Origin of the sequence: Paraburkholderia hiiakae (assembly GCF_904848665.1) — a bacterium.
GTDB lineage: Bacteria > Pseudomonadota > Gammaproteobacteria > Burkholderiales > Burkholderiaceae > Paraburkholderia > Paraburkholderia hiiakae.
The window spans coordinates 361677-388194 of record NZ_CAJHCQ010000007.1; the positions used below are offsets into that span (position 1 = coordinate 361677).

Consider the following 26518-nt stretch of genomic DNA (forward strand, 5'->3'; position numbering starts at 1 on the left):
CCCCCTGAGTCGTGTTTCCATGTCCCTCCTGAAGAAATGCCTTGTTGCCGGCGCCGCGCTAGTCGTGATTGGCGCCGCCGCGGCGGGCGCCGTATGGCGCTGGGCCACCACGCCGCTCGAACTTGCCGCACCCCAGCTCGACGTCACCATCAAGCCGCATAGCACCGTACGCAGCGTCACGCTGCAATTGCGGCGCGGCGGCGTGCCCGTGCAGACGCAACTTTTCGTGTTCATGACACGCGTGCTTGGCCTGCAGAGCCAGCTCAAATCGGGCAACTACGAGTTCAAGGCGGGGGTCACGCCGTATGAGGTGCTCCAGAAGATGGCACTCGGCGACGTAAACGAGTCCGTGGCCACCATCATCGAAGGCTGGACCTTCAAGCACATGCGCGCCGAACTCGACGCGAACCCCGCGCTGCGCCACGACACGGCTGGCATGAGCGATGCCGAGGTGCTTGCCGCGATCGGCGCGCCGCCCGCGCCGAACGGCAGCGGCGAGGGGTTGTTTTTCCCCGACACCTATCTCTTCGACAAGGGTTCGAGCGATCTCGATGTCTATCGCCGCGCCTACCATCTGATGCAGACGCGTCTGGACGAAGCCTGGACCGCGCGCGCGCCCGGCTTGCCGCTCAAGTCGCCCTACGAGGCGCTGACGCTCGCTTCGCTCGTGGAAAAAGAGACGGGCCGCGCCGCCGATCGCGCGCTCGTGGCGGCGGTGTTTTCAAACCGTCTGAAAGTGGGCATGCCGCTGCAGACCGATCCGGCCGTGATCTACGGTCTGGGCGACAACTACGCGGGGCATTTGCGCAAGCGCGATCTGCAGTCGGACACTCTTTACAATACCTACCTGCGCCTGGGTTTGCCGCCAACGCCCATTGCGCTGCCCGGCGCCGCGGCGATCCAGGCGGCGCTCAATCCGGCATCGACGGCTGCGCTGTACTTCGTGGCGCGCGGCGACGGCAGCAGCGTCTTTTCTGACAATCTTGTCGACCACAACAAGGCCGTCGACAAATACATCCGGGGTAATTAAATGGCGCGGGGCCGATTCATCACGTTCGAGGGCATCGACGGTGCGGGCAAGACCACGCATCTCGCCTGGTTTCGCGATCAGCTCGCCGAGAAACTCGCGCCCTCGGGCCGCACGGTCGTCATGACGCGCGAACCCGGCGGCACGCCGCTTGGCGAATCGATCCGGGAACTCGTGCTGCATCAGCCGATGGACCTCGAAACCGAGGCGCTCATGATGTTCGCGGCGCGCCGCGAACACCTCGCCAAGGTGATCGAACCGGCGCTCGCGCGCGGCGACTGGGTGCTGTCCGACCGCTTCAGCGACGCCACCTTCGCCTACCAGGGCGGCGGCCGCGGGCTGCCGCGCGACAAGCTCGAAACGCTGGAGCGCTGGGTGCAGGGCGGTTTCCAGCCGGACCTGACGGTGCTGTTCGACCTGCCGCCCGATACGGCGAGCGAGCGGCGCGGCGCGGCGCGCGAGCCCGACCGCTTCGAAAGCGAATCCGATGCGTTCTTCAAGCGCACGCGCACGGAGTACCTGCGCCGCGCGGAAGAGGCGCCGTATCGTTTCGCGATCGTCGATTCATCGCAGGGCATCGACGCGATTCGCAAAAAACTCGAGCACGTGATCGCAACGCTTTGATTTCAAGGCGATATTTGGCGTTCTTATATGGCTGCACGAATTTCATGCGAAATCTCATGAAAATCGTTTAACCGATTGATTTCGAAGATGATCTATCCTTGGCAAACCGACGACTGGCAACGCCTGCAACAACTGCGCAGCCACTGGCCGCATGCGCTCCTGCTGCACGGCCAGGCGGGCATCGGCAAGCTCCAGTTCGCTCAGCACCTGGCGAAGGGACTGCTTTGCGAAGCGCCGCAGGCCAACGGCGAGCCGTGCGGCGCTTGTGCGGCGTGCAACTGGTTTGTTCAGGGCAATCATCCGGATTACCGCATCGTCGTGCCGGAGGCCCTGGCGGGCGAAATCGGCCAGGCCGGCGACGATGACGCCAAGGCCGAGAAGGCTGACAAGGCCGACGGCGAAGAAGGCAAGAAAGGCCGCGCGCCGAGCAAGGAAATCCGCATCGAGCAGGTGCGCGCGCTGCTCGGCTTCACGGGCGTGGGTTCGCACCGCGGCGGCCTGCGAGTGGTCGTGCTCTATCCGGCCGAGGCGCTCAACGTCGCCGCCGCGAACGCGCTGCTGAAGACGCTCGAAGAACCACCCGCGGGCGTGGTGTTCCTCGTGGTATCGGCGCGTATCGACCGCCTGCTGCCGACCATCATCAGCCGTTGCCGCCAGTGGCCCATGGGCACGCCCGCGCCCGAAGCCGCCGCGACCTGGCTCGCGCAGCAGGGCGTGGACGACGCGCCGGCGCTGCTTGCCGAGGCCGGCGGCGCGCCGCTCGCGGCGCTCGCGCTCGCGCACGACGAAAACCGCACGCTGCGCGACTGGACGCTGGCCCAACTCGCGTCGGGCCCGGCTTGCGATGCCTTTGCCTGTGGCGAGACGTTGCAAAAGCTGCCGGTGCCGCTCGTGCTCGGCTGGCTGCAGCGCTGGGTCTACGATCTGCTCGCGCAGCGCACAGCAGGCCGCCCGCGCTACTTCCCGCAGACCGCTAGCGGTCTCGCGCGCTGCGCCGCGAAGCTCGACGCTGCGGCGCTGGCGCGCTATCTGAAAACGGTCACGCGCCAGCGCGCCGTCGAAAACCACCCGCTGAATGCGCGCCTCGTGTTCGAGGAACTCTTTCTCGGCTATCGTGAACTGTTCGCCTGACGCTCACGCTCAAGCCTGAATCTTTCATCGCAGGACCACCCATGTTTGTCGATTCACATTGCCACATCAACTTCGAGGGCCTCGGCGACCGCCTCCCGCAGGTGCTCGAGAACATGCGCGAGAACGCCGTCACGCACGCGCTCTGCGTGTCGGTGGACCTCGAAACGCTGCCTTCGGTGCTCGACATCGCGAGCCGCTACGAGAACGTCTACGCGTCGGTGGGCGTGCATCCCGACCACGAACATATGCGTGAGCCGAGCGTGGCCGAACTGGTCGAGTTGGCCGAGCATCCGAAAGTTGTCGCAATCGGCGAAACGGGGCTCGATTACTTTCGCCTGGGCGAGCGCACGATCGCCGACATGGAGTGGCAGCGCGAGCGCTTTCGCACCCACATTCGCGCGGCGCACGCCACGGGCAAGCCGCTCATCGTCCACACGCGCGCCGCATCGGACGACACCCTGCGCATCATGGAAGAAGAGCGCGCGGGCGAGCCCGGCGGCGTAATGCATTGCTTCACGGAACCGTGGGCGATTGCCGAGCGCGCGCTCGCACAGAATTTTTACATCTCGCTTTCGGGCATTGTGACGTTCAAGAGCGCGACGGATGTGCAGGAGGTGGCGCGCCGCGTGCCGATCGAGCGCCTTTTGATCGAAACCGATTCGCCATACCTTGCGCCAGTGCCATTTCGTGGCAAACCTAATGAACCTGCGTACGTGAGCCATGTCGGAAGATTCATTGCGCAGCAACGCGGGTTGCCGGACGCCGAACTTGGCGCTGTCACCACGCAGAATTTTTTCCGGCTCTTCAAGATCCAGCCTCCGGCCTGAATCGCGAACCGCGTGCTGTCAATGATGTTAAATATCAACGAGATAGCAGATAACGTTAAGGCTTGACATGAATTCGAAACCGCTTCCGCACGCCGCAAACCCTGTCCGCCGTACTGCCGCCGCGCTCGTGCTCGGCGTCGCCGCCACGCTGTTTGGCGCCGCGGCACATGCCGCTCCGATCGACTCGCTCATCAAGAGCGTCAAGTTCGACGACGACAAGGGCGTGCAAAAAGCGCTCGCAGACGGTATGGACCCGAACGCCACAGACGACCAGGGCATGCCGCTCCTCGTGATTGCGGCGCGCGAGAAGTCCGACAAGGTTGGGGCGGTGCTGCTCGACAACCCGAAGACGAACATCGCCGCCGAGGACCGCGCAGGCGAAAACGCGCTGATGCTGGCCTCGCTCAATGGCGACGTGGACTTCGTGAAGCTCCTCATCACCAAGGGTGCCGAGGTCAACAAGAAGGGCTGGACGCCGCTGCACTACGCCGCCGCGAACGGCAACGACGACGTCGCGAAACTCCTGATCGGCTATTCGGCCGACGTCAACGCACTGTCCCCGAACGGCACGACGCCGCTGATGATGGCCGCGCGCGGCGACCATCTCACGACGATCCAGATGCTGCTCGAGCACGGCGCGACGCTTGGCGCCAAGAACCAGATCGGCATGACGGCGCTCGATTTCGCGCGCCAGTACAAGGCACCGGACGCGATCAAGGACCTTACGGCGCGCATGACACAGGCTGGCCTCTCCACGGCGAGCCCGGCAGCGCCGCAAAACAGTGCAAAATAATGGGGATGAAGGCGGCCGCACTGGACCAACGCGGCCGACCGGCGGCGCTCGATGTGCTCGAAGCGCCGCTCCCCACGACAATTCAAGGAGAACCATGCTGCGGGTTCTGATCTGTGCGGGCGCGATGGCGTTACCGCTCTCCGCTTTCGCATTCACGGCAAGCGACCTCAACCGGCTCTGTACGAAGACCGACGTGGCTTCGCGCAGTGCGTGCGCTGCCTACATCGAAGGTGCCGCGGACGGCATCTTCAACACCATCGACGCCATCGGCGGCACTACCGGGCCGCGCGTGGGTCAATACTTCTGCCTGCCGCCCGACGCGCGCTCCGCGCAACTTACCGACGCGGTGCGCAAGTACATCGCCGACAACCCGAACGTGGCCGGCTACAACGCCAGCACCGCCATTTCGCTCGGGCTTGGCAAGGCGTTTCCCTGCAAGACCGGCAACGGCAGTTGAAGCCGGCGGGTTGTAGACGTAACGAGTAGCACGGCGCGGCGCTTTCCATAGCCGCGCCAATCATCATCGAGGCCGCTGCGAGGCCAGCTGAACCATCGCCGTGGCCGTCCGCGGGCCTGGCGCCCGTGCCGTTTCCAAGAGTCGCCTTATTGCTCAGGATGCTCAGGAGGAACTGGCCGCAGATGCCGACACTCGACGATCTCTCCCGTTTCATCGACGCACCGTTGCACGACTGGCTCGGCACGTTGCTCGTGAGCGCACTCGCGCTCGTCTTCGCGTTCGCCATGCATTGGGGCGGTGGCCGCGTCTTGCTGCGCGTCGCACGCCCGTATCCGCGCGTCAGCGTGTTCCTGCGCTATATCCGCAAGCCGGCGCTTGCCGTGCTCGCCATCCTCGCTCTCGAATTCGTCTGGTGGCAGGCGCCCGACACGCTCAGGCACATCGACGGCCTGCGCGAGCTGTGCGCGTTCGCGCTGATCGGTGCCATCACGTGGTTTTCGGTGCGCTGCGCGGCGGCTATCGGCGAGGCCATCATCGCCGCGCATCCGCTCGACATCGCCGACAACCTCCAGGCCCGCCGCATTCACACCCAGGCCCGCGTGCTCGCGCGCACGGTGATGGTGCTCATCATCATCGTGGGTGTGGGCGCGGCGCTCATGACCTTCCCGAACGTGCGGCAGATCGGTGCGAGTCTGCTGGCTTCGGCTGGCGTCGCCGGTCTCGTTGCCGGTATCGCGGCACGCCCCGTGCTAGGGAATCTGATCGCCGGTTTGCAGATCGCGCTCTCGCAGCCGATCCGGCTCGACGACGTGGTCGTGATCCAGGGCGAGTGGGGGCGCATCGAGGAAATCACGGGCACCTACGTTTCGGTGCGGATCTGGGACCAGCGGCGCCTCATCGTGCCGCTGCAGTGGTTCATCGAGAATCCGTTCGCGAACTGGACGCGCAGCAGCTCGCAGATCATCGGCACGGTGTTTCTGTGGCTCGATTACCGCATGCCGCTCGCGCCGCTGCGCGAGGCGCTCGCGCGCATCGTCGACCGTGCGCCCGAATGGGACCGCCGCGTGCAGGTTTTACAGGTCACCGACGCCAACGAGCGCGCCATGCAGCTACGCGTGCTGGTAAGTTCGAGCGATTCCGGCCTGAACTTCGATTTGCGCTGCCGCGTGCGCGAAGGGCTGCTCGATTTCGTCAACGAACACTATCCGCAGTTCCTGCCGCGAGCGCGCGCAGAGGTTTCGGCGGAACTCGAAAGCAGCACCGGCGAAGTGCCGTCTTTCGTGCGACGCCCGGCGCGGCAGGCTGCGGCGAGCACGGCGGCACATACTGAGGCGGATCCCGTGACTGGCACGCGCGTGCCGGGAGATAACGAGGAACGGGAGGCGCCCCGCCCGGCGACGGACGCCAACGCGGCCGAAGCCACCAGCGCCCGCGAGCCAGCGACTGAAAGTCGCCGCGAGCCAGGCTAAAGCGGCAACGAACGACAACTGCGGCACGCTGCCGGTGCAATCCATACCGCAGTGGATGCAGCAGTGTGAAGACAGGAGGAGGAACAGCAAGATGGGCAGACTGATAGTCGTCTCGAATCGCGTGGCGACGCCGACCGAAACCAAGGGCTCGGCGGGCGGGCTCGCGGTTGGCGTATTCGGCGCGCTGAAGGACTCGGGCGGCGTGTGGTTCGGCTGGAGCGGCGACGTGGTGAGCGAGACGGTGGCGAATGCGGGACCGACGCTCGTCGAAGAAGGCCACGTCACCTTCGCGACAGTCGGGCTCACGCGCAAGGACTACGATCAGTACTACCGCGGGTTCTCGAACGCCACGCTGTGGCCGGTCTTCCACTACCGCAACGACCTCGCGCGCTACGAGCGCGACGAATACGCGGGCTACCGCCGCGTGAACGCGTGGCTCGCGCACAAGCTCATGAAGCTGATCCACCCGGACGACCACATCTGGGTCCACGACTATCACCTGATCCCGTTCGCCGAGGCGCTGCGCTCGGAAGGCTTGCGCAACCGCATCGGCTTCTTCCTGCATATTCCGTTTCCTTCGCCGCAGGTGCTGCAGACCATTCCGCCGCACGATGAACTCGTCAGATCGCTGTGCTGTTACGACCTTTTGGGCTTCCAGACGCAGAACGACCAGCAGGCGTTTCACGACTACATCGTGCGCGAGGCGCACGGCAAGGTGGCAGCGCGCGCGGAGAATCCGGAGCACGGTGAGGTCGAGGCCTATGGCCGCAAGCTGCGCACGGGTGTCTACCGCATCGGTGTGTTTCCGGACGAAATCGCCGAGCAGGCTGCGCGTTACGAAAGCCGCCAGCACGTGCTCGATCTCAAGCAGAGTCTGGAAGGGCGCAAGCTCATCATGAGCGTGGACCGGCTCGACTACTCGAAGGGGCTTGTCGAGCGTTTCCACGCGTTCGAGCAGTTGCTGGAAACGTCGCCCGAATGGCGCGGCAAGGTCACGCTCGTGCAGATCGCGCCGCCCACACGCTCGGACGTCGCGAGCTACAAGGTCATACGCGAGGAGCTGGAGCGCGAGGCGGGGCGCATCAACGGCCGCTACTCAGGCCTCGATTACACGCCGATCCGCTATCTGAGCCAGCAGTACGATCGCTGGAAGCTGATGTCGCTCTTTCGCGAGTCGCAAATCGGCTATGTGACGCCGTTGCACGACGGCATGAACCTCGTCGCCAAGGAGTATGTGGCCGCACAGAATCCCGACGATCCGGGCGTGCTCGTGCTTTCGATCTTCGCTGGCGCGGCAGCTGAGCTCACGGGTGCATTGCTCGTGAATCCTCACGATGCGAGCGGTATGTCGGAAGCGCTGGAACGCGCGCTCTCGATGCCGCTCGAAGAGCGCCAGGCGCGTTATCAGACCAACATGGAGGCGCTCAGACGCAACGATCTGGGCGTGTGGCGAGACAGTTTCCTGCGCGATCTCGCGGCGGTGCCCCAGCCGCGCTGACCGAGGCAGGGCACAGGCCGTTCGCGCGCCTGCACGATTGCGTATGATGCGTGGCTGATCAAGCCACCCGAAGGCACCCCCGGGCATCCCCAGGCACTCGCCACGCACGTTCATGCTGACTACGCTCGCCATCGCCAATTACCGCTCGCTGCGCGAGCTCATCGTGCCGCTTGGCGCGCTCAACGTCGTGACCGGCCCGAACGGCAGCGGCAAGTCGAATCTCTATCGCGCGCTGCGCCTGCTCGCGCTCACGGCGCGCGGCGGCGTGATTCCGTCGCTGGCGCGCGAGGGCGGCCTGCAATCCACGCTTTGGGCGGGCCCCGAGCGTTTCTCGCGCGCGGTCGCCGCGGGTGAATACGCAGTGCAGGGCACGGTGCGCAAGGATGCGGTGAGCCTTCGGCTTGGCTTCGCGGGCGACGCGTTCGGCTACGCGATCGATCTGGGCTTGCCGCTGCCTTCGTCCACCTCGCAGTTTTCGCTCGACCCGGTCATCAAGCGCGAGTGCATCTGGAGCGGACCGATCCTGCGACCTTCGGCGTTGCTCGTGGACCGCCAGGGGCCGATGATCCGCATCCGTGACGCCTCGGGCGAATGGACGACGCTCGCGCAGCCCGTCGCCAGCTTCGACAGCATGATGACCGAGTACGCCGACCCGCGCAGCGCGCCTGAAATGATCGCCGTGCGCGAGCAGATACGCTCGTGGCGCTTCTACGACCACTTCCGCACCGACGAGCACGCGAGCGCCCGCCAGGTGCAGATCGGCACGCATTCGCCGGTGCTCGCCGACGACGGCGCAAACCTCGCCGCCGCGCTGCAGACGATCCGCGAGATCGGCGATGGCGAGGCGCTCGATACCGCCGTCGGCGACGCCTTTGCGGGCGCGCGCGTGGAGATCGTGAATCACGAAGGCCGCTTCGAGGTGGCGCTGCGCCAGGAGGGGCTATTGCGGCCGCTGCGCGGCGCGGAACTCTCCGACGGGACCTTGCGCTACCTGCTGATCGCGGCGGCGCTGCTGAGCCCGCGGCCGCCCGGCCTGCTGGTGCTCGACGAGCCCGAAACGAGCTTGCACCCGGACCTCCTGCCGTCGCTCGCACGGCTCATCGCGCGGGCGTCGCGGCACTCGCAGGTCATCGTGGTCTCGCACGCGGCGCGGCTCGTCGCGGCGCTGGAGCGCGAAGCGGGCAGCCAGTCGGTCGTGCTCGAGCGGCGCCTCGGCGCAACCGGATTCGCCGATCCGGACACGCTCGACGTGCCGGCGTGGAAATGGCCCGCCAGGTAGGCCGCGTGGGCAAACGCACGAGTTGTTTCGGCGTGTAACACCGAATAGAAATTGAAAGACTGACGGCGCACGCGGCCGGCTTGCCGAATAATGGGATAACTGATGGGACAACCGCCGCGGCACCGATGCGTGGCCAGACTCGACCCCGCAACAATCCGTGCTAACCCGAGGGGAGCACGGGCCGCGGACGCCGCCACTGGCTGGCTTAGAATGAGCAGCACCGCAAGAACGGGCAATGCGGCCCCGTTTCCTGGAGACACTCGATGAGAATTGCGCAGATCGCCCCGCTGACCGAATCGGTCCCGCCGAAGCTTTATGGCGGCACCGAGCGCGCCGTGTCATACATCACCGAAGCGCTGGTCGAACTCGGGCACGACGTCACGCTTTTCGCGAGCGGCGATTCGCTCACGAGCGCGAAGCTCGAGCCCGTGTGGCCGCGCGCGCTGCGGCTAGACCCCGGCATTCGCGACCGTATTGCTCCGCACATGCTCCTGATGGAAATGGTGCGCCGCCAGGCCGACCAGTTCGACGTGTTGCATTTCCATATGGACTACTACTCGTTTTCGGTGTTCAAGCGCCAGGAAACGCCGTTCGTGACGACGCTGCATGGCCGTCTCGACTTGCCCGAGCAGCAGCCGGTCTTCGATACGTTCAACACCGCGCCGGTCATCTCGATTTCGAATGCGCAGCGTCAGCCGTTGCCACAAGCGCGTTGGCTGCGCACGGTCTATCACGGCCTTCCCGAGACGCTCTACACGCCGCAGCCCGTGGAGCAGCGCTATCTTGCGTTTCTCGGCCGTATCTCGCCGGAAAAGCGCGTCGACACGGCAATACGCATTGCCGGGCGCTGTGGGTTGCCTATTCGCATTGCCGCCAAGGTCGACGAAGCCGACCGCGAGTATTTCGAGCGCGACATCAAGCCGCTGCTCGCGCTGCCGCACGTCGAGTATGTGGGCGAGATCAACGACGGCCAGAAGGCCGAATTCCTCTCGGGCGCGCATGCGCTGCTGTTCCCGATCGACTGGCCGGAGCCGTTCGGCCTCGTGATGATCGAGGCGATGGCGTGCGGCACGCCCGTGATCGCGTTCAATCGCGGCTCGGTGCCGGAGGTGGTGGAAGAGGGCGTAACGGGCTTTATCGTCGAGGACGAGATTGGCGCCGTGGCGGCGGTGAACCGCCTCTCGCGCGTTCCGCGTGCGGGTGTGCGGCGCCACTTCGAAGAGCGTTTTACCTCGCACCGCATGGCGCAGGAGTACGTGCAGGCGTATGAGGCCGTGATTCGCGCGAACAAGCGCTCGCGCTTCAAGGTGATCGATACGTCCGCGAGCTGAGCCCGCGGACGTCCGGTGCGCGCTTAGAGGTCGAGCTTCGTGATCTTCGTGCCGCCGAGCGAGAGGTCGCCGATCAGCCCGCTGTTGGTGAGCACGAAGACCTGCACGGGCTTGGTGGCCGTGGTGGTGTCGATCGTGCCGTTCGCACCGACCTTCACGAGCGCAACCGATGCGTCACCGCCTGCCGACCAGCCGCTCGAATTGCGGAATTTCGCGAGCGCGTCTTCCGTCATGAAGAGATAGATGACGGACTTCGACTGCACGCCGAGCGTTGCGCCGACCGAAGCCGACGACGTGCTGTAGAAGCCAACCGTGCTACCGCCCACGCGCAGCGCGCCGTCGCCGTGCTCGCCGCCCACGCCGATGCCCGCCTGAATCACGCGCGGAAACACGAGGATGCCGCGAGCTTTGCTGACCAGCTCGCGCGAGCCTGGCACCGTCTGATAGAGGCGTGAAAGCGTAGCGTCGACGTCGGCGTTGATCGACTGGGCGCGCGACGCGTCGGTCGCGGCGTTGGGTGCCTGGCTGCCGGTGGTCGTGCAGCCCGAGAGCGCTGCCGCGCCGATGGCGATCGCGACAGAAGCCCTCAAAAAGAAGCGAGATGCGGTCATCTTGTTCTCCGTTCTGGTTTCCGGGCGCCGCGATGTCGCGGCGACCTTTTGTTATACCTGAACGTCCCGATCCGCACTTTGAGGCTGCGCAGCACAAACGCTGCGCGGTGGCGCATGCACGAAAAACGCTAGTGTTCCGGCACTGGCTTGGCCGTGGGTCGCCGCAGGGCGCGCTTCACGCCGCCGATCAGCATGCCGATCGCGAGCAGCACGGCAGCGGGCACGACCCAGTAACCGACGAATGCGTGCCACAAATAGCCCGCGAGCGTCGCGCGTCGTACTGCGTATTCGTCGCGTGCTTCCTGCTGGCGCTGCGCGTTCGCCGCGAGCACCGCAGCGGGGCAACCGGCCGCACGCGCGGTTTCGGGCGCGCCGTGGCAGCGTAGCGCGGCGCCGGCGTCACGCTCGGCGTCGGTGAAGGTCCAGCTTGTCAGCGCCCGCTGCAAATCCGCGCGGTTGTACGCCATCTCGTCCTGAACCTCGCGCACCACGACGATCATCACCGGTACGAGCCAGAAGGTGATCACCATCAGCCAGCGGCGAAACCAGCGGTTCTTGTGTCTCCATGCCATCTGCGCCTCCGTTCGATGCCTTTGGCATCAACGTCAACGCGGCAGCCCGATGGCTAATGTGTGATTTCGCGGGGAGGGGCCGCCGCTCCAGCCATCATAGGAGAAAAACGGCCAGGCCGAATGCGCGCGAATACGCCAACCTGCCCAAATCCGCGCACTTTCACGTGCTTTTGCATGCTTCGACGATGATTCGCACAACCGAAGACGCAGGCGCGCGGAGATTGAGAAGACGCTGCAACGCACAAAACCGGCCCATGAAAAAACGCGCCGCAGCAAACGCTGCGGCGCGCGGATCCTGCAGTTGCACTAGCGTGCCTGAACTCGCCTGGCTCAGCTCTTCGTCGAGAGGCACGTCTTCATGAAAGCCTTGCGGTCGTCGCCCTTCTTGTCGCCGGCGTGGGCGTTGCACGCCTTCATCCGTTCCTGCTGGGTCATCGTCGGAGCCGGGGCGCCGGCGGTCGAAAGGCACTGCTTCATGAATGCCTTGCGATCATCGCCTTTCTTGTCGCCGGCCTGGGTGTTGCACGCCTTCATCTTGTTCTGCTGGCTGTTCGCCGCGGGCGCGGCGGTTTGCGCGAACGCCGGCGCGGCCAGCACGCCGCCCAGCACGATTGCAGCAATGACGGATTGCATCTTCATCGTTCACTCCCTTGAATTTGGATTTGGACGTTCTGACTAGCCGTGCGGCCAGGCCGTGTAGGGCCGGAGCGCCTTGCGCGCGCCGCCATTATGGCAAAGCCGCCATTAAAACGACGCGGCGATGTGTTCGGTTGACGCGCGCGCTGCTGCACAATGTTCGCTATCGGCCGTCACCCTAGTCCGACGCGGCCGCAACAGCACGGAGACCATGCATGCATTACCTCTTGATGTACGAACTCGCAGACGACTATCTCGAACGCCGCGGCGAACACCGCAGCGCTCATCTGGCACTCGCATGGGCTGCCGTCGAACGGGGCGAGTTGCTGCTCGCGGGGGCGATTGCCGATCCCGTCGACAATGCGCTGCTGCTTTTCCAGGGTGACAGCCCGGCCGCCGCCGAAGCGTTCGCGCGCGCCGACCCATATGTGCGCTCGGGGCTCGTGAAGCACTGGCGCGTGCGGCCCTGGCAAACGGTGGTGGGCGAAGCGGCTTCGAATCCGGTGCGATAAGGCGTGAGGGCAAACAACGACGGTACAACGTGCAACGCTCAGATTTGCGTCTCGCCGTTCGTGTCGTCAGCCGCCGCAAGAGCCAGCAGGTCGCGCACGGTGTCGTCGCTGACCTGATCGAAGTCGAGATAGAACTGGCCGACGCTGTAGAACGCCTCAGGCATGCGCGCGCAAACGAATTCGTCAACGGTGCCGCCCAGGCGCTCTTGCGAGCCCGCGGGCGCGACCGGCAGCGCCGCGACGATGCGCGCGGGACCAAGCGTGGCGAGCGCGAGCGCAGCTGCCTTGAGCGACGCGCCTGTGGCCATTCCGTCGTCGACGACAAGCGCCACCCGGCCCGCCACCGCAAGCGGGGCACGTTCGCCGCGATAGCGCGCCTCGCGGCGGCCAAGCTCGATGCGCGCGAGCGCCATGGCGCTCTGCAACTGCGCTTCGCTCACGCCGGCGGTGCGCACGAGCGAGCTGTCCACGTACTGCGCGCCGTTCGACGACAGCGCGCCCATGGCGAGTTCCGCCTGCCAGGGCAGGCCGAGCTTGCACACGGGCAAGACATCGAGCGGCACGTGCAGCGCCTTGGCGACTTCATAGCCTACCGGCACGCCGCCGCGCGGGAGCGCGAGCACGATCACGTCGCGTCTGCCCGCGTAGGCCGAGAGCTGGCCGGCGAGCACCCGGCCCGCCTCGCGGCGATCGGTAAAGGGGCGTTCCATGAGTAGGTTCTCCCGTCTCGTCGCAGGCAAATTGCCGCACAACGATGCGCTCAGTTTGCCACTCGCGGGCACACGCTGCTCGTAAAGCAACGCCACGCACGCAGCCATGACGCCGCGCGCGGCGCGGGCGCGCGTGCATGCCACTGCCAGCGCGATCCAATGCCGGGCGGCGCTCATTTGCATACGCGGATTTCTCGTTTGGCGCGGGCGTGCTGCCTCGCTACGATGAAGTCGATCCCGCCACCGACGAGGTCTCGCCATGTCCGAATCCGCCTCCTTCAATCCGCGCGTCGTCGAACCGGTCGTGCCCGATGCGCCTGACGGCCTCGGGCTCGCGGTCGAGCTATGGCTCGCGCGCCCGGTCGACGGCATCGCGGGCAGAGCACTGCGCATTCACCTGCGCCACGGCGCGCGCATGGAGCAGGCCGAGATGCTGCGCGATCTGCTCCATGCCGTCGGCACGGCTATCGTGGTTTCCTGACGGCCCTGTTTGCGCGCTCAATCGAACGGCGTGGCAAAGAGCGCGTCGAGCAGATTCGACGAGGAGGTGTCGGCGAGGCGCGTAAGCGATTCGACCATGCGCACCTGGCAGTCCACGAGCGGCAGCATGCGAATGCGCCGCGACTCGCCGAATTCCGCATGCGCGATCACGCCCACGCCCACGCCTTGCGCGATGGCCGTTTGCAGCGCCTCGCGGCCATCCACGTAGAGCACGGGCTGGACCTGCAACCCTTTGCGCACGAGCTCGGATTCGAGCAATTGCTGCGTGACCGAATGCGTTTCGCGAAACACCATCGGTTCGCGCACGAGTTCCTCGTAGGTCATGCGGCGCTTTTTCGCGGCCGGGCTCTCTGCGGGCACCACCGCGACTAGCGGTTCCTCGCGCAGCACGCGCGCCTGCAGCCGACTGTGCACCTGGCGCGCGGCCGTGATCGCGGCGTCGGCTTCGCTCGCCAGCACACGGCGCATGCATTCGGTCGCGTTCGCGATCGAAAGCTTGATCACCACGCCAGGATAGCGCTGCCTGAACGCGCCGATCAGCTTGATCGCGAGGTCCGGCGCGTCGGCGGCGAGGGCGAGTTCGCCCGATTCGAGCGCCCCTGCCGCTTCGAGCAGCCGACGCGCGTCGCGCTCGCAGCCCACCATCTGACGCGTCACCGTAAATAGCCGCCGCCCGAGTTCCGTGAGTTCCACGCCGCGCGGCCCGCGCTCGAAGAGTTTGACCCCGAAATCCTGTTCGAGCCGTTTCACGTGGTCCGACACGGCCGGCTGCGTGAGCGAGAGCGCCTGCGCGGCGCGCGAGAACCCGCCGTGTTCGGCGACCGCGTGAAAAGCACGCAACTGCGCGTATTGCATGTCGAAGCGCTCCGGTTGCAGGGGATAAGTTGGGCTTATATCGGCATCGATTATATCGATTTTACCGATGGCGAGCGCTGCGCTAACGTGTCGCCATTGACAGTGAACAGCCCTGACGCCCACCGGAGCCCGCATGACCACCCCCGCCGAGCCGTATCTCCTGACCCCCGGACCGCTCACTACCGCGGCATCGACCAAGGCCGCGATGCAGCGCGACTGGGGCTCGTGGGACGCCGACTTCCGCGCCATGACCGCGCAGTTGCGCGCCGCACTGCTGCAGATCGCGGGCGACGAACAGGGTGAATATGACTGCGTGCCGTTGCAGGGCAGTGGCAGCTATTGCGTCGAGGCGATGCTCGGCAGCTTCGTGGCGCGCGATGGCCACGCGCTCGTGCTCGCCAACGGCGCGTATGGCAAGCGCATTGCCACGACGCTGCGCTACCTGGGCCGCCAGCACACCGTGCACGATACCGGCGACTACCTGCCGCCGCGCGCCGAAGACGTCGAGCGCCTGCTGGTCGCGAACCCGGACATCACGCATGTCGTCGTCGTGCACTGCGAGACCAGCTCGGGCATTCTGAACCCGATCGAGGAGATCGCAGCCGTGACGGCGCGCCAGGGGCGGCGGCTCCTGATCGACTCGATGAGCGCGTTCGGCGCGGTGCCGCTCGACGTGCGCACGCTGCCTTGCGACGCGTTCGTCTCGTCGGCGAACAAGTGCATCGAGGGCGTACCGGGCTTCGGCTTCGTGATCGCGAAAAAAGCAGTCCTGAACGACGCAAAGGGTGTGAGCCACTCGCTCGCGCTGGACATCTACGACCAGTGGGATGTCATGAACCGCACCGGCCAGTGGCGCTTCACGCCGCCCACGCACGCGGTGGCCGCGTTTATCGAGGCGCTGCGCCTGCACGCGCTCGAAGGCGGTCAGCCGGGGCGCCTTGCGCGCTATGCGCGCAACCGCGACGTGCTCGTCGAGGGCATGAGCGGGCTCGGTTTCGAGCCGCTCCTGACCGAAGCCTGGCGCTCGCCCATCATCGTCACATTCTTTTCGCCGGCCGATCCCGCATTCGACTTCACGCGCTTCTACGAACTCATGAAGGCGCGGGGTTTCATCATCTATCCGGGCAAGCTGACGAGTGTGGAGAGCTTTCGCATCGGCTGCATCGGCGCGCTCGACGAAACCGTCATGCGCCGCGTCGTGGCCGCATGCGGCGAAGCGTTGCGCACGCTCGGCGTGGCGAGTGCTGCGCCCGCGGCGGTCGATCTCGGCGCACGCGAGGCACTTGCCGCTTGATACGCACATATCGTTAAGACTACAGATCATCGACTTTTAGCAGGACGCATGCAATGAAACACGTCAAGGCAGTGATCTTCGACTGGGCCGGCACCGTGGTCGACTACGGCTCGCGCGCGCCAATGGGCGCCTTTGTCGAGACCTTTGAGCAATTCGGCGTGCCGGTCACGATCGACGAGGCGCGCGGGCCGATGGGCATGGCCAAGCGTCCGCACATCGCGGCGCTGATGGCGCTGCCGCGCGTCGCGGCGGCGTGGGAAGCGCGCTATGGCCACGCGCCAGGCGAGGCCGATATCGACGCCGTGTACGACGTCTTCGTGCCGAAGAACGTCGCCGTGGCGGCGCAGTACAGCGACGTCATTCCAGGCGTGGCGGCGGTGACCGCCGCGCTGCGCGCCGATGGCGTACGCATAGGCTCGACCACGGGCTACACGCGCGAGATCATCGACCAGATCGTGCCGGGCGCGAAGGCGCAGGGCTTCGAGCCGGACAGCATTGTCTGCACCGGCGACACGCCCGAGGGCCGGCCTTCGCCCTACATGATCTATCGCACGCTGCCGCAACTCGGCGTGTGGCTCGCGCGCGATGCGATCAAGGTGGACGACACCGAAGTCGGCATCGAAGAGGGCATCAACGGTGGGACGTGGGCGGTGGGGGTTGCGGTGAGCGGCAACGCCTTCGGCCTGACCGAGGACGAAGTCCACGCGCTCGCACCCGATGAATTCGCACGCCGCCGCGCCGCGGCCGTGGAGCGTCTGCGCGCGGCGGGCGCGCACTATGTGATCGACAGCGTCGCCGACCTGCTGCCCGTGGTGAACGAGATCGAATCGCGGCTTGCCCGCGGAGAGCGGCCGTAAGCCGCATTTCGCGCGGCTCTTGCAGGAGGCCTTGGCGCCTGCGTTACCATGGGCGCCCCTGCCACTGGCCGCCGCCCATGAAGACGTTTCTGCTTTTCGTTGTGACCGCGCTCGCCGAGATCATCGGCTGCTATCTGCCTTATCGCTGGCTGCGCGAAGGCGCGAGCGCGTGGCTCCTCTTGCCAGCAGCTGCCGCGCTCGCGCTCTTCGCCTGGCTGCTTACGCTGCATCCCACGGCCGCCGGGCGCACCTATGCGGCCTACGGCGGCGTTTACGTCTGCGTGGCGATTCTGTGGCTCTGGGTCGTCGAGGCGATCCGGCCGAGCCCCTGGGACTGGGCCGGCATCGGCTTCACGCTGGCCGGCATGGCGCTCATCATGTTTCAGCCGCGTTGAGCGGCGCAATCCTCAACCGACTCTATTGACCTGCGCAAACTTGTCGCGGAAGGCCTGCGGCATCGGCACGACCTTTTTCGCCTCGTAGTCGAAGAACACGAAGCCGGATTTCGCCATGGCGATCAGCGCGCCATCGGCAGGCCGCGTAATGCGAAAGATGATGTCGCCGCCGTACTTGTTGAAATCCATGATGCCCACCTCGAAGCAGAGCGCGTCGCGCGCGTAGGCTTCGGCGCGATAGGTCGTGGCCAGATCGGTCACGATGATGCTCGTGTGCGCGTCCTTCATGCCCTCGATGCCCGCGTCGAACAGAAAACGCGCGCGCGCCTCGGAAATCATCGAGATCATCGAATCGTTGGCGAGGTGATTGGCCGAATTGATGTCGGTGACGCGCACCGTGAGGTGCGTCGAGTAATAGAACTGGTCTTCGGGAAAGTGGAGCTCGATGCGGGCCATGATGCGATGCGAAAAAATTGGGGACGGGCGGCGCCACCGGGGTTGCGCAGCGTTGGCGCTGGGCCCGACGTCGGGCCCGATTGCAGGCGCGATTGTAACGGCTGGCGCGTCGCCTCCGACGCGAGCCCGGCGCTAGAATGCGTGAGCCTTTCGCCCCAGCTTGCCTCACGCTCTGGCCACATTCCATCGATACCCGCCATGACCGACATGCCCGGCCCTGCACCCCGAACCGCCGTCGAAGCCACTCCCGCGCCGAATCAGCTGCCCACGCTGAACGGACGCACGGTCGCGCTGCACCCGCTTTGCGCGCAAGACGCGCCGCGTCTCGTCACCGCGGCGGCGGATGGCGAACTCTGGAACCTCAAGGTGACGGTGGTGCCTGGTCCCGCTACCATCGACGCCTCGATTGCCACGGCGCTCGATGGCGTACGCGCCGGCACGGTGATTCCGTTCACGATCCGGCTGCGCGCAAGTGATCGCGTGGTGGGGAGCACGCGTTTCTGGAAGGTCGACCGTGAGAACCGCAAGCTGGAAATCGGCTCCACGTGGCTCGCTGCCTCGGCGCAGCGCACCATCGTGAACACGGAAGCCAAGTTTCTGATGCTCAGCTACGCCTTCGAAACGCTCGGCTGCGTACGCGTGCAGTTCACGACGGACGTGCTCAACGCGAAGTCGCGCGCCGCGATCCTGCGCCTGGGCGCGAAAGAAGAGGGCGTGGTGCGCCGCGAACGCATCATGCCGGACGGCCGCAAGCGCGACTCCGTGCGCTTTAGCATCATCGAGGACGAGTGGCCCGACGTGAAGGCTGGCCTGTTGCGCCGGTTGCAAACCACCGGCTGAACAGTGCCGCGCCAGCGTGGCGCAGGGGCGTTACCGCAGCCGCTCGGGTGGCGCTTCAGACGGCGGATCGCCTTCGGGCACCGGCGGCGGCTCGACGTCCGGCACTGGAGGCGCCGGCGGACGACGCGGATTTTCGGGCTCCTCGGTCGGCAGATGGGCCTCGGGACCGCGTAGAAAACGGGCGGCGAGAAGGAAATTCGAACGCATAGACCTCTCCGGGATGCGCGAAGCGTGAGCCCGATGCGTTGCGGCACCGCGTTCGCGCGTATCCATTTGCCCGGCGGACCGCAAGCGCCGTGCCGCGCAGCGCGCGCGGGGCCGCTCGGCCGCCCGGTACGCAGGTTGCTGCTATCCGCGCAGGACCTTTGCAGTCATCTCACGTCGAACTTTGCGGCCTCGCTCGCGGGCTCACATCGTCCTTTCGTACTGGAGGAGCTTGGCGGAATTGCGCGCCATGCAGGCGTTACCACCCCGCGAGCGATCCTCTTTATGGCGAATGTGGGCCGCTGATCGAGCACTGGCTCACGCAGGCGTGAGGTTGCCGGGCACAGCGCTTGCATTTGCGCGGTATTCACCGTGCATTCGCACAAGGGAGAGGGATACCATGACGACACAATCGAATCGCCCGCTGAATATGCGTGGCCTGGCTTGCCGCCGCGCCTCTGCGCTCGTCGTCGCGTTTGGGTGCACGTTAGGTTGCGCTCTGGGTGCGCCGTCTGCCGCGTTCGCGCAGGGCGCACCGCAATCGATCGCCGTGCAGCGCATGGCGACAGTGCAATCGGGCACCGGCTTTCGCGCCTCGAAGCTCGTGGGCTCCGATGTCTACGACGGTAGCGGCAGCAAGATCGGCGCGATCGACGACATCGTGCTCGAGTCGCCGAATGAAGGCGCCTTCGCGATTCTCTCGGTGGGCGGCTTCCTCGGCATGGGCAAGCATCTCGTGGCCGTGCCGTTCAACGATCTGCGCATCGACAGGAAACAGATCGTACTGCAGACCGACAAGGCGCAGCTAAAGGCCTTGCCCGAGTTCAACTATGCGCACGATTGACGCTCTCGCGCGAGCGTGATTGCCGAAGGTCAAGACGGCGATTGCCTTAGTCCAAAGTCCTATTGCGCGCCCCTCGTCCACACACCATAGTGGATGGATGCCTCGTGGGAGGCGTCTGAAGCGGGAGGAATTCAATGGCGAAGAAAGAGGAAGGCAAGGGCGCGAGCGCAGCGGAGCCGGCGGAAAAGCTCAGCGAAAAAGCCTATCAAAAGGAACTCGAGCGCTTGCATGGCGAACTCGTTCGCTTGCAGGAGTGGGTGGTCCAGAAGCGCCTGAGGGTATGCATCCTGTTCGAAGGCCGCGACGGCGCAGGCAAGGGCGGCACGATCAAGGCGCTCACCGAACGGGTGAGCCCGCGCGTGTTTCGCGTTTTCGCGCTGCCTGCGCCCACGGAGCGCGAGAAGTCGCAGATGTACTTCCAGCGTTACCTGCCGATGCTGCCCGCTGCCGGTGAAATCGTGGTGTTCGACCGTAGCTGGTACAACCGTGCGGGCGTCGAGCGCGTAATGGGCTTTTGCACCCAGGAACAGGCGACGGAATTCCTGCGCGGCGTGCCGCTCATCGAGCGCGCCATCATCGACTCGGGCACGATCCTCATCAAGTTCTGGCTCGAAGTGAGCCAGAAAGAGCAGACCCGGCGCCTCGAAGGGCGCATCAACGATCCGCGCAAGATCTGGAAGCTTTCGCCGATGGACCTCCTGTCGTATAGCCGCTGGTACGACTATTCACGTGCGCGCGACGAGATGTTCGACATGACGGATACGCCGGAATCCCCATGGTTCGTTGTCCGATCCGATGACAAGAAACGTGCGCGCCTGAACGTCATCAGCCATATTCTGAACACGATTCCCTACAAGGCGCTGCCGCGCGAGAAGGTCACGCTGCCCGAGCGTCAGAAGGCACAAGGCTACCGCGACCCGGACTATCCCTACCGGTACGTGCAGGAGAAGTACTGAGCGGCGCGCGCCATCCGGCGCGGCTTCTCGTCACGTCGGATCAAACCACACTATCATCCAGATTGAACGCTCACGAGGGGTAGACCATGGCCGATCTGCTGCTGGGAAATATCGACGAACACGTCACGGACGCCGAAATCAACGAGTTTCTGGAGCGCTACGGTTTTCCGCCGTACGACGCGATTCAACGGATCGAGGGCGCGGGGCGTCCCAGCGCGCTGCTCACCTTCCACGCCGCGAGCGAAGAGGGCCTGCGCAGGTTGCAGGGCCGCATTAACAACCTGTTCTGGCGCGAGCACACCATCAGCGCTCAGGTCATGCCGCCGGCACGCGAGGAGTAGGCGGGCACAAACACACAACGCTCTATTTGTGCGGCAAACGCGTTAGCAGAGATCGTCGTCAGCAAGCGCGGTTGGACAGCTTCCACTGGTTTCCCTGAATTGTTCGAGGCGCACCGGCTCCGGCACCATTTGGTCAGACGAACCCGCAAGCGCCCGCGCAACGAGATGAACGAAACGCTCCCCGCATCCCCTCCCGCTTGGACGCCGACGACGCAGCAGGTCGAAGCGGCCCGCATCACCCAGTTCATGAAGTGGCTCGGCGATACGCGCGGTCTCGCGTTCGACGACTACGACGCGCTATGGCGCTGGTCCGTCGAGAACGTCGACGCTTTCTGGTGCGCGCTGTGGGACTGGGCGCAGATTCCCTCGCGCGAGCCGCGCGGCGCGGCGCTCGCCGATGCCGGAATGCCCGGCGCGCGCTGGTTTCCCGGCGTCGAGTTGAACTACGTCGAACGGGCTTTTCAGCTTGCGAGCGACGCGCGGCCCGCGATCGTTTCGCGCAGCGAGAGCGGCCCGATGGCTGGGCGCACGCGCGAATTGAGCTGGGCGGAACTGCGCCGCCAGGTGGCGGCCTGCGCGGCCACGCTGCGGCGCATGGGCGTCACGCGGGGCGACCGTGTGGCGGCCTTCCTGCCGAACACGCCCGAGACCGTTGTGGCATTTCTCGCCACGGCGAGCGTGGGCGCGATCTGGTCGGTGTGCTCGCCCGACATGGGACCGCTCGCGGTGCTCGACCGCTTCCGGCAGATCGAGCCCAAGGTGCTGTTCGCCGTGGACGGCTATCGCTACGGCGGCAAGCCGCACGACCGGCGCGAGCTGATTCACCATCTGCTGCGCGAGTTGCCGAGCGTGGCGCATCTCGTGTTCGTCCCGCAGCTGGACACGGACGCCAACGTGCAGGAGTACCCGCACGCCACGGCGTGGCGCGACGCAATCGCTGGAAACGTCCCGCTGCAAATCGAGAACGTGCCGTTCGATCATCCGTTATGGATCGTCTATTCGTCGGGCACGACGGGCATGCCCAAGGCCATCGTGCATTCGCACGGCGGCATCGTGGTGGAGCACGTGAAGCTCACTGCGCTGCACCTCGACCTGAGCCCTGGCGACCGTTTCCATTGGTACGCCAGCACGAACTGGATCATGTGGAACTGCCAGCTGGGCGGCCTGCTCGCGGGCGCGACGCTCTGCCTCTACGACGGCAACCCCACCTATCCCGACGCGCAGGCGCTCTGGCGCTTTGTGGGCGAGACGGGCGTCACGTTCTTCGGCGCAGGGGCGGCGTATTTCCAGGGGTGCCTCAAATCCGGTGTCGAGCCGCGTGCGGCGGCGGATCTCTCGCGTCTGCGCGCGGTCGGCTCGACCGGCTCGCCGCTGCCGCCCGAAGCGTATGCATGGATACTCGAGCACGTGGGACCGGTGTGGATCGACGCGATTTCGGGCGGCACGGATTTCGCGGGCTGCTTCCTTGCCGGCGTGCCGACCTTGCCGGTTTATCTCGGCGAAATGCAGTGCCGATGCCTTGGCGCGCGAGTCGAGGCGTTCGATGAAGCGGGGCACGCGCGCATCGACGAAGTCGGCGAGCTCGTGTGCACCGCGCCCATGCCTTCGATGCCGCTTTACTTCTGGCGCGACGAAGCGAACCGGCGCTACCGCGAAAGCTACTTCGACATGTTTCCCGGCATCTGGCGGCACGGCGACTGGCTGTGCATCACCCCCAGGGGCGGCGCGATCATCTACGGTCGCTCGGACGCCACCATCAACCGCCACGGCATTCGCATGGGCACGAGCGAGCTCTATCGCGCGGTGGAGTCGGTGCCCGAGGTGCTGGACAGCCTCGTGGTCGATCTGGAGTACCTGGGACGCGCTTCGTCGATGCCGCTCTTCGTGGTGTTGCGCCCTGGCGTCGAGCTGACCGACGCGCTCGCGCAGCGCATTCGCGCGCGCGTGCGCGAGGCGCTCTCGGCGCGTCACGTGCCCGACGAGATTCATCAGGTAGAGGCCGTTCCGCGTACGCTCTCGGGCAAGAAGATGGAGGTGCCGATCAAGCGGCTGCTGCTCGGGCAGCCGCTCGAGAAAGTGGCCAATCCGGACACCATGGTCAACCCGGAAAGTCTCGCGTGGTTTGCGGCTTTTGCGCGGGCGAGGGGCGGGGTGCAGTAAGCGGCTTCCGGCTGCCCAGGACTTCGGGGCGCGGCAGCGCCGTTTTAGCCGCGCCGAATTAGAATGGCGCGCGGGCTGACACCTATGTCTGTCCGTTTCCGCGGCCTCCCATCGTCAACGCATGCCATCGCCTAGCGCCACCGTTCCCATCTCGCTCGTCAACGGCTTTCTCGCCGGCGCGGGTGCCGAGCCCACCGTGATCCGCCGCTATCTCAACGAGGCGGGCATCGCGTTGGAACTGCTCGCCAAGCCGGGTGGCCGTGTGACGGAAGAGCAGTTCTCCACGCTCTACCAGACGCTCGCCATCGAACTCGACGACGAGATGCCCGGCTTCTTTAGCCGGCCGCTGCGCAGCGGCACGCTCAAGTTTCTCTGCCTGAGCCTGCTCGATGCGCGCAACCTCGAAACGGCGCTGCATCGCTTCGACCAGTTCTTCCATATCGTGCTCGACGATTTCCGGCTCGAATCGCGCCGCCAGGGGCTCGTGGCCCAGGTGGCATTACGTGCCAATTCAGCGTACGGCGCGATCGGGCCGCTCGGGCAGGAACTGACGCTCAAACTCGCGCACGGCGTGTGCTCCTGGCTGATCGGCCAGCGCATTCCGCTTCTGCAAGTCGATTTCGCCTGTGCGCAGCCACCGCATGCGCTCGATCACCGCTACTTCTTCCATGGGCCCGTGCGCTTTGGCTGCGAGGCTACGCTGATGCGCTTTAGCGCGGCCTATCTCGACATGCCGATCCGGCAGAGCAAGCGCAACCTGCGCGCGTTTCTCGCCCGCTCGCCCGGCGACTGGATCTTCGAGACCTTCAGCGAGCAGCTCGTGAGCCACAACGTGCGTCAGTACCTCGCCGCGCAACTGCCCGATCTGCCGACCATCGAAGCGGCGGCCGAAAGCCTGCACTGCTCGGTGCGTACGCTCTGCCGGCGCCTCGCCGCGGAGGAGACCACTTTCCAGGCGCTCAAGGACGAGCTGCGCCGCGACGTGGCGATCCAGCGCCTCACTGACACCCAGGACACGATCGCGGCCATTGGTGGTGATCTGGGTTTCGACGATCCCAGCGCCTTTCATCGTGCCTTTCGCCACTGGACGGGCAGCACGCCCGGCACCTACCGCCGTCGCGGCTGAGCGACCGGGCGGCTGAGCGTCGCCCGGCACAAAGCGGGGACGCCCACCCATGATGGGTGGGCACAGCAGCCGACAGCGTGGCCAGAATTGTCACCATGTGGTCCGGTTTGGACAGTGGTACGGCGACCGATTGCCGCTACGATTCGTCCTGTACTGCCGCAAGGTGGCCACAGAGGTAACCCTGGCCCGGCGGCGCATCCATTCGACCCCTGAGTAACTGGAAAGACCGATCATGAGCTACAACGCCCCCGTCAAGGACATGCTGTTCGTGCTGAAAGAGCTCGCCGGCATCGACGCCATCGCGACCCTGCCGGGTTTCGAAGACGCTGGTTTCGACACCGCGCAGGCCGTGCTCGACGAGTGCGCGAAGCTCTCCGGCGAAGTCATCGCGCCGCTGAACGTGGAAGGCGACCGCACGCCGAGCAGCTGGCGCGACGGCGAGGTCACGGCAACGCCGGGCTTCGCTGGGGCGTTCCGCCAGTATGTCGAGGGTGGCTGGCAGGGTCTGCAACATCCGTCCGAGTTCGGCGGCCAGGCGCTGCCCAAGCTGATCGCCACGCCCTGCATCGAAATGCTCAACGCGGCGAACCTCTCGTTCGCGCTGTGCCCGCTGCTGACCGACGGCGCCATCGAGGCGCTGCTCACCGCGGGCAGCGACGAGCTGAAGGCGCGTTACGTGCCGAAGCTCATCTCCGGCGAATGGACCGGCACGATGAACCTCACCGAGCCGCAAGCCGGCTCCGACCTCGCACTCGTGCGCTCGCGCGCCGAACCGCAGGGCGACGGCACGTACAAGGTCTTCGGCACGAAGATCTTCATCACGTGGGGCGAGCACGACATGGCGGAGAACATCGTTCACCTCGTGCTGGCGCGCACGCCCAACGCGCCCGAAGGCGTGAAAGGCATCTCGCTCTTCGTCGTGCCGAAGTTCTTCGTGAACGAAGACGGCTCGCTCGGCGCGCGCAACGACGTCCATTGCGTGTCGATCGAACACAAGCTCGGCATCAAGGCGAGCCCGACGGCCGTGCTGCAATACGGCGACCATGGCGGCGCAATTGGCTATCTCGTGGGCGAGGAGAATCGCGGCCTCGAATACATGTTCATCATGATGAACGCGGCGCGCTTTGGCGTCGGCATGCAGGGCGTCGGCGTGGCCGAGAGCGCCTACCAGAAAGCCGTGGCGTACGCGAAGGAGCGTGTGCAGAGCCGCCCCGTCGATGGCTCGCTCAAGGAGTCGGCCACCATCATCCATCACCCGGACGTGCGACGCATGCTCGGCTCGATGCGCGCCATGACCGAAGGCGCCCGTGCGCTCGCGTATGTCGCAGCCGCCTATAGCGACAATGCTCACTACCATCCCGACGCTGAAGTGCGCGCGCGCAATCTCGCGATCTACGAATACCTCGTGCCGGTCGTGAAGGGCTGGAGCACGGAAATGGTCAACGAGGTGACGAGCCTCGGCGTCCAGGTGCATGGCGGCATGGGTTTCATCGAGGAAACCGGCGCAGCGCAGTACTACCGCGACGCGCGCATTCTCTCGATCTACGAAGGCACCACGGCGATTCAGGCGAACGACCTGGTCGGCCGCAAGACGGTGCGCGACGGTGGCGCGGTTGCCAAGGCACTGCTTGGCGAGATCGCTCGGACTGCTGAGGAGCTCGGCCAGGCCGGCGGCGCGGCGGCGGCATCGATGCGCGAGCAACTGGAGAAGGGCGCGCGCGCACTGGCGAATGTCGTCGAGTACGTGATCGCGAACGTCAAGAGCGACCCGAACGCGGTGTTCGCGGGCAGCGTGCCGTATCTCAAGCTCGCGGGCATCGTGCTGTGCGGCTGGCAAATGGCGCGCGCGCTGCTCGTCTCGCAACGCGAACTCGCGAACGACGCCGAGTTCCACGGCGCAAAGATCGCGATCGCGCAGTTCTATGCCGAGCACATTCTCGCGCAGGCAAGCGGCCTCGAGACGTCGATCCTGGCCGCAAAGGGCGATGCTGGCGTGCTCGCGCTGAGCGAAGTGCAGTTTTGATCGGGCGGCTTAGGGCGCTCAGTTAGCAAGCAAGGAAGAGGATATGTCGTCGAGTGATCTGATTGCGCAATACGGTCCACGCGAGTCGATGGAATACGACGTGGTGATCGTGGGTGGTGGCCCCGCCGGGCTGTCCGCCGCGATCCGCCTGAAGCAGCTGGCCGCGGAGAAAGGCGCTGAAATCGGCGT

29 protein-coding genes are annotated in these 26518 nt (G+C 65.8%); 23 read left to right on the forward strand and 6 right to left on the reverse strand.

All coding sequences use genetic code 11. The features are described from left to right. Positions 1–19: 19 nt before the first annotated feature. From mltG to JMY28_RS16590, 10 genes are all read left to right on the forward strand, one after another. Positions 20–1030 (forward strand): endolytic transglycosylase MltG, encoded by a 1011-nt coding sequence (gene mltG / locus JMY28_RS16545; protein ID WP_201696989.1) that lies wholly within the window; start codon positions 20–22, stop codon positions 1028–1030. Then, positions 1031–1651, forward strand: a complete 621-nt coding sequence (gene tmk, locus JMY28_RS16550; RefSeq protein WP_201696990.1) for a dTMP kinase — start codon at positions 1031–1033, stop codon at positions 1649–1651. A gap of 87 nt (positions 1652–1738) precedes the next feature. After that, a complete protein-coding gene (locus JMY28_RS16555) occupies positions 1739–2782 on the forward strand; it encodes a DNA polymerase III subunit delta' (protein WP_201696991.1) in 1044 nt (347 codons plus the stop codon). Positions 2783–2823: 41 nt separating this feature from the next. After that, positions 2824–3609, forward strand: a complete 786-nt coding sequence (locus JMY28_RS16560; protein ID WP_201696992.1) for a TatD family hydrolase — start codon at positions 2824–2826, stop codon at positions 3607–3609. A 67-nt stretch (positions 3610–3676) separates the two neighbouring features. Next, positions 3677–4402, forward strand: coding sequence for an ankyrin repeat domain-containing protein (locus JMY28_RS16565; RefSeq protein WP_201696993.1), 726 nt, complete (start codon positions 3677–3679; stop codon positions 4400–4402). A gap of 94 nt (positions 4403–4496) precedes the next feature. Beyond that, entirely contained in the window at positions 4497–4859 is a 363-nt protein-coding gene (locus tag JMY28_RS16570; protein WP_028207010.1) for a Rap1a/Tai family immunity protein, read from the forward strand. Positions 4860–5041: 182 nt separating this feature from the next. Next, entirely contained in the window at positions 5042–6328 is a 1287-nt protein-coding gene (locus tag JMY28_RS16575; protein ID WP_201696994.1) for a mechanosensitive ion channel family protein, read from the forward strand. A 91-nt stretch (positions 6329–6419) separates the two neighbouring features. Next, positions 6420–7826, forward strand: coding sequence for an alpha,alpha-trehalose-phosphate synthase (UDP-forming) (otsA, locus tag JMY28_RS16580; RefSeq protein WP_201696995.1), 1407 nt, complete (start codon positions 6420–6422; stop codon positions 7824–7826). Positions 7827–7938: 112 nt separating this feature from the next. After that, positions 7939–9105, forward strand: a complete 1167-nt coding sequence (locus tag JMY28_RS16585) for an AAA family ATPase (RefSeq protein ID WP_201696996.1) — start codon at positions 7939–7941, stop codon at positions 9103–9105. Between the two features lie 263 nt (positions 9106–9368). Then, positions 9369–10436, forward strand: a complete 1068-nt coding sequence (locus tag JMY28_RS16590; protein ID WP_201696997.1) for a glycosyltransferase family 4 protein — start codon at positions 9369–9371, stop codon at positions 10434–10436. A 23-nt stretch (positions 10437–10459) separates the two neighbouring features. On the opposite strand, the gene JMY28_RS16595 is transcribed toward JMY28_RS16590, so the two are convergent. The 3 genes from JMY28_RS16595 to JMY28_RS16605 form a co-directional block, all read right to left on the reverse strand. Continuing rightward, a complete protein-coding gene (locus JMY28_RS16595) occupies positions 10460–11047 on the reverse strand; it encodes a BPSL1445 family SYLF domain-containing lipoprotein (RefSeq protein WP_201696998.1) in 588 nt (195 codons plus the stop codon). 128 nt (positions 11048–11175) lie between these two features. Next, entirely contained in the window at positions 11176–11619 is a 444-nt protein-coding gene (locus JMY28_RS16600) for a hypothetical protein (protein ID WP_201696999.1), read from the reverse strand. A 330-nt stretch (positions 11620–11949) separates the two neighbouring features. Next, positions 11950–12258 carry a PsiF family protein gene (locus tag JMY28_RS16605; protein WP_201697000.1) on the reverse strand — a complete coding sequence of 103 codons (309 nt, stop codon included), beginning with the start codon at positions 12256–12258 and terminating at the stop codon, positions 11950–11952. A 212-nt stretch (positions 12259–12470) separates the two neighbouring features. Here JMY28_RS16605 and JMY28_RS16610 point away from each other — a divergent pair, with 212 nt between their 5' ends. Then, entirely contained in the window at positions 12471–12767 is a 297-nt protein-coding gene (locus JMY28_RS16610; RefSeq protein ID WP_201697001.1) for a YciI-like protein, read from the forward strand. 38 nt (positions 12768–12805) lie between these two features. Here JMY28_RS16610 and JMY28_RS16615 read toward each other — a convergent pair whose 3' ends face one another. Then, complete coding sequence (locus JMY28_RS16615) at positions 12806–13477, reverse strand: phosphoribosyltransferase (RefSeq protein ID WP_201697002.1); 672 nt, start codon at positions 13475–13477, stop codon at positions 12806–12808. Between the two features lie 259 nt (positions 13478–13736). On the opposite strand from JMY28_RS16615, the gene JMY28_RS16620 reads away from it, so the two are divergent. Continuing rightward, the gene (locus JMY28_RS16620) at positions 13737–13958 is read left to right on the forward strand and encodes a hypothetical protein (protein WP_201697003.1); all 222 of its coding nucleotides are present in this window, start codon (positions 13737–13739) and stop codon (positions 13956–13958) included. Between the two features lie 17 nt (positions 13959–13975). Here JMY28_RS16620 and JMY28_RS16625 read toward each other — a convergent pair whose 3' ends face one another. Further along, the gene (locus JMY28_RS16625; protein ID WP_201697004.1) at positions 13976–14833 is read right to left on the reverse strand and encodes a LysR substrate-binding domain-containing protein; all 858 of its coding nucleotides are present in this window, start codon (positions 14831–14833) and stop codon (positions 13976–13978) included. Positions 14834–14966: 133 nt separating this feature from the next. Between JMY28_RS16625 and JMY28_RS16630 the strand changes: the two genes are divergently transcribed. The 3 genes from JMY28_RS16630 to JMY28_RS16640 all read left to right on the forward strand — a co-directional run bounded on the left by JMY28_RS16630 (position 14967) and on the right by JMY28_RS16640 (position 17379). Then, positions 14967–16127 carry a 2-aminoethylphosphonate--pyruvate transaminase gene (locus JMY28_RS16630; protein WP_201697005.1) on the forward strand — a complete coding sequence of 387 codons (1161 nt, stop codon included), beginning with the start codon at positions 14967–14969 and terminating at the stop codon, positions 16125–16127. A gap of 53 nt (positions 16128–16180) precedes the next feature. Further along, positions 16181–16984 carry a phosphonoacetaldehyde hydrolase gene (gene phnX, locus JMY28_RS16635; protein WP_201697006.1) on the forward strand — a complete coding sequence of 268 codons (804 nt, stop codon included), beginning with the start codon at positions 16181–16183 and terminating at the stop codon, positions 16982–16984. A gap of 77 nt (positions 16985–17061) precedes the next feature. Beyond that, entirely contained in the window at positions 17062–17379 is a 318-nt protein-coding gene (locus JMY28_RS16640) for a YnfA family protein (protein WP_201697007.1), read from the forward strand. A gap of 12 nt (positions 17380–17391) precedes the next feature. Here the strand turns inward: JMY28_RS16640 and JMY28_RS16645 are convergent, their stop codons facing one another. Next, positions 17392–17835 carry a thioesterase family protein gene (locus tag JMY28_RS16645; RefSeq protein WP_201697008.1) on the reverse strand — a complete coding sequence of 148 codons (444 nt, stop codon included), beginning with the start codon at positions 17833–17835 and terminating at the stop codon, positions 17392–17394. Positions 17836–18042: 207 nt separating this feature from the next. Here JMY28_RS16645 and JMY28_RS16650 point away from each other — a divergent pair, with 207 nt between their 5' ends. From JMY28_RS16650 to JMY28_RS16685, 8 genes are all read left to right on the forward strand, one after another. Continuing rightward, the gene (locus JMY28_RS16650; RefSeq protein ID WP_201697034.1) at positions 18043–18675 is read left to right on the forward strand and encodes a GNAT family N-acetyltransferase; all 633 of its coding nucleotides are present in this window, start codon (positions 18043–18045) and stop codon (positions 18673–18675) included. Positions 18676–19279: 604 nt separating this feature from the next. Next, positions 19280–19723 carry a PRC-barrel domain-containing protein gene (locus JMY28_RS16655; protein WP_236596892.1) on the forward strand — a complete coding sequence of 148 codons (444 nt, stop codon included), beginning with the start codon at positions 19280–19282 and terminating at the stop codon, positions 19721–19723. Positions 19724–19857: 134 nt separating this feature from the next. Continuing rightward, complete coding sequence (ppk2, locus tag JMY28_RS16660; RefSeq protein ID WP_201697009.1) at positions 19858–20679, forward strand: polyphosphate kinase 2; 822 nt, start codon at positions 19858–19860, stop codon at positions 20677–20679. An 86-nt stretch (positions 20680–20765) separates the two neighbouring features. Beyond that, the gene (locus tag JMY28_RS16665; RefSeq protein ID WP_201697010.1) at positions 20766–21020 is read left to right on the forward strand and encodes an RNA-binding protein; all 255 of its coding nucleotides are present in this window, start codon (positions 20766–20768) and stop codon (positions 21018–21020) included. 165 nt (positions 21021–21185) lie between these two features. Then, positions 21186–23180, forward strand: a complete 1995-nt coding sequence (locus tag JMY28_RS16670; protein ID WP_201697011.1) for an acetoacetate--CoA ligase — start codon at positions 21186–21188, stop codon at positions 23178–23180. Between the two features lie 121 nt (positions 23181–23301). Then, positions 23302–24306 (forward strand): AraC family transcriptional regulator, encoded by a 1005-nt coding sequence (locus JMY28_RS16675; protein WP_201697012.1) that lies wholly within the window; start codon positions 23302–23304, stop codon positions 24304–24306. Positions 24307–24538: 232 nt separating this feature from the next. Beyond that, on the forward strand, positions 24539–26329 hold the full coding sequence (locus JMY28_RS16680; protein ID WP_201697013.1) for an acyl-CoA dehydrogenase: 1791 nt from the start codon (positions 24539–24541) through the stop codon (positions 26327–26329). A 43-nt stretch (positions 26330–26372) separates the two neighbouring features. Next, positions 26373–26518: FAD-dependent oxidoreductase (locus JMY28_RS16685; RefSeq protein ID WP_201697014.1), on the forward strand; the 146-nt coding region annotated here is incomplete at its 3' end.